Origin of the sequence: Mesorhizobium sp. M0184 (assembly GCF_040322215.1) — a bacterium.
Taxonomy (GTDB): Bacteria; Pseudomonadota; Alphaproteobacteria; order Rhizobiales; family Rhizobiaceae; genus Mesorhizobium.
This window is the reverse complement of sequence record NZ_JAMYSZ010000081.1, coordinates 1-3,042: the sequence shown is the minus strand read 5'-3', so window position 1 is coordinate 3,042 and position 3,042 is coordinate 1. Positions and strand designations below refer to the sequence as shown.

At 61.4% G+C, this 3,042-nt stretch carries 2 protein-coding genes and 3 pseudogenes; 2 read left to right on the top strand and 3 right to left on the bottom strand.

Features of this window, described 5'->3' with window-relative positions:
- Positions 1–143 precede the first annotated feature (143 nt).
- Positions 144–245, bottom strand: a pseudogene (locus NKJ23_RS34315) (LysR family transcriptional regulator); the annotation flags it as partial.
- A gap of 575 nt (positions 246–820) precedes the next feature.
- Here NKJ23_RS34315 and NKJ23_RS34310 point away from each other — a divergent pair.
- Both NKJ23_RS34310 and NKJ23_RS34305 read left to right on the top strand, forming a co-directional pair.
- Complete coding sequence (locus tag NKJ23_RS34310; protein WP_352458906.1) at positions 821–1,096, top strand: acyl carrier protein; 276 nt, start codon at positions 821–823, stop codon at positions 1,094–1,096.
- Complete coding sequence (locus NKJ23_RS34305; protein WP_352453892.1) at positions 1,097–2,302, top strand: beta-ketoacyl-[acyl-carrier-protein] synthase family protein; 1,206 nt, start codon at positions 1,097–1,099, stop codon at positions 2,300–2,302.
- Here the strand turns inward: NKJ23_RS34305 and NKJ23_RS34300 are convergent.
- Both NKJ23_RS34300 and NKJ23_RS34295 read right to left on the bottom strand, forming a co-directional pair.
- Positions 2,289–2,453: pseudogene (locus NKJ23_RS34300) on the bottom strand (LysR family transcriptional regulator); the annotation flags it as partial. The gene NKJ23_RS34305 and the pseudogene NKJ23_RS34300 sit on opposite strands and share 14 nt — an antisense overlap.
- Before the next feature lie 168 nt (positions 2,454–2,621).
- A pseudogene (locus NKJ23_RS34295) lies at positions 2,622–3,042 on the bottom strand (transposase); the annotation flags it as partial.

The window sequence follows — 3,042 nt, the reverse complement described above, 5'->3', positions numbered from 1 at the left end:
CGCCGACTGATGACAAACCGCTCAGCGGCAGCGCAAGATCGTTCATGGTGGGTGTGGTCTCCGGGAAATGGTTCGGATCGGCTTAGGCAACCAAATCCTACGTCATTTCAACGGCTTGCGCCACATCCACCAACCCCCATGAATTTGGTTAGGTTGATGCGGCGTGCCGCCGCCGTGAGGCCGCGCTCGCTCAGCAGCGCGTCGAGAACGACGAGAAGATTCAGATCGAGCCCTTTGAAACGCATGTCTTAGCTATCCATAGCGTGGATGCATTTGATTGAAACAAACGATTTTACCAATTTTCCGGAATGTCGCATGGACTTGGCAGGACCTCACGTGCGCCGATCACTGCCTCTATCGCGTGGCGAGTCCCTTGAGAAGAGCCCGAAAGAGGAAATCTGTCGCGTGCGGTGGAGATTGTACTGGGAATGAGAAGCAGCGCTCCGATCATGTCGAACTCTCCGACGAATGGCGGACCGGTACAATAGTTGATCGCAACTGGTCCGGAGCTATGAAACATCTCGATTACATATGAGGTGCCGAGTGAATACGCTGACAGCACCCACCGTCGCAGCGTTTAGCTGACGTTTGACGACGGTTCCTATCCATTTACACGCAGATTCTTGATGTGCTGGCGCAAAAGCGGGAGGCCGGCGACTTTTCTTCGTCATCGGGCTGACGCCGCAGAAGCCGGAACTCGTCCGGTTCCTATGGGCATTGGGCTTGGTCGGTCGCACAGGCTCTATGAGGGGCAATTTTGGCAACGCGACGCGACTCGGGTTTTGAACGACGCCGAAAACGCAAGCTGGAAAGGAACAAGATGGCAGATCAACTCGCCAACGAAATAATCGCCATTATCAAGAAGCGCGCCGCGTCGGAGGGCGGCATAGCGCCTGCCACAGGCGGCGAGATAACGGCTGCCACGGGACTGACTTCGCTCGGTATCGATTCACTGGGATTGGCGGACGTTCTCTGGGACCTGGAGCAGGCCTACGGCATCCAGATCGAGATGAATACGGCCGAGGCATGGTCGGATCTCCAGAATGTTGGGGACATGGTGGAAGCCGTGCGCAGCTTGCTCGCTAAGGGGGTGTGAATGGACAGGCGCGTCGTGATTACTGGGATTGGCGGTATTTGCGGGCTTGGGACCAACGCCGCCGCCATTTGGACAGAGATGCGAGAAGGCCGCTCCGCCATCGGCCCAATCGTCAACTCCGAGCTCCATGAATTGAGGGTCAGGATCGGTGCCGAGATCAAGGCGCTGCCGGAGCATGACATCGACGGCAAGCAACTCATCTCCATGGACCGCTTCAGCCTGCTCGCTGTGCTTGCGGCGCGCGAAGCCATGCGTCAGGCCGGACTTTCCTCCAAAGAGGGAAATAGCTATCGCTTCGGTGCGACGGTGGGCGTTGGCGGCTGCGGGTGGGATGCGATCGAGCAAACCTACCGCGCCATCCTTCTGGGCGGTAAGCGTGCCGCTCTCTTGACTGTACCCAAGGCGATGCCGGGTGCCGCTGCCGGCCAGGTCAGCATGAGTCTCGGCCTGCGCGGGCCGGTCTTCGGCGTCACGTCCGCCTGTTCCTCGGCAAACCATGCGATTGCCTGCGCGGTGGACCAGATCAGGCTCGGCCGGGCCGACGTGATGCTTGCCGGCGGCAGCGAAGCGCCGCTCATATGGGGTGTGCTGAAGGCATGGGAAGCGATCCGCGTGCTTTCGCCCGATACTTGCCGGCCATTCTCGGCCGATCGCCAGGGCCTGTCGCTTGGTGAAGGCGCCGGCATGGCGGTGCTGGAAAGCTACGAGCATGCCCTGGCTCGGGGCGCCACCATCCTTGCCGAAATTGCCGGTGCCGGCCTTTCCGCCGATGCGTCCGACATCGTCGCGCCGACTGTCGAGGGGCCGGAGGCAGCAATGCGGGCCTGCCTTGCCGATGCCAGGCTGGACGCCGAGGATGTCGACTATCTCAACGCGCACGGCACCGGCACCAAGGCCAACGACCAGATCGAGACGGCGGCGATCAAGCGCGTCTTCGGTCAGCACGCCTTCTCAATGTCCATTTCTTCTACCAAGTCCATGCACGCGCATTGCCTCGGCGCGTCCGGCGCGCTCGAGTTGATCGCCTGCGTGATGGCTATCCGCGAGAGCGTCGTGCCGCCGACTGCCAATTATCGTGAGCTGGACCCCGATTGCGATCTCGACGTCACGCCCAATGTGGCACGCGAGCGCAAGGTGCGCGTGGCACTGAGCAACTCCTTCGCCTTTGGCGGCACGAACGCGGTTCTGGCGTTCAGGCAGGTGTAGAAGCCATGAGAGATGCCTCCGGCAACATTATCTCTCGCATCCAGATGCTTGCCGGATAACTATTGTGAAGGGCGGGTCATTGACCGCCTCGGCGAATGCGGGAAGTGGCAGCGGAAGCTCGACGATCCGGGGGTATCGTCTTTGCGAAATTCTTAACTGTTGAAGCGGCTTGGACGTACCGCCGCCCCGTAAAAGGTAAGCGAGGCCCTGCGGGCTCGGCTTGAGGGTCTGAAGCTGTACACGACAATGTCTGGAAGCCGCAGGGTCGGCTCTGCGCCCGTTATAGTCGCCTGAGTGCTGCCGGCCCGGCCGCGCCGCGGGCGCCGTCAACGAACTCCTTGAACCTGCGGACCTTGCCTGTCTTGGCCGACGCTTCGAAGCGCGCCGTCGTGCTGGCCTCCAGATCCGCGACATGCTTGCGCAGGGTCGTGGTGGGCGCGAGGCCAAAGATGAAGTCGACGTCGTTGGCGCGGCACCGGTCGATGACCTGCGGGTTGCAATAATGGCTATCGCCGGGGAGCAGGATTCGAATGTTCGGCCAGTTGATCCGGATCGCCCGCACCAGACGGCGCAGGTGGGGGCGGATCTCAGCCCCACTCGGCCGCTTGGCCGGTCGCAGGATCGCGCTGACGAACCGTCCCGCACCATCGAACATGACGATCGGCTGGAAGCCGTACTCGTCATGGTGGGCATTGAACAGGCGAAGCTGTTGGCCTCCGTGCACAGCGTCGAAGGTGTCG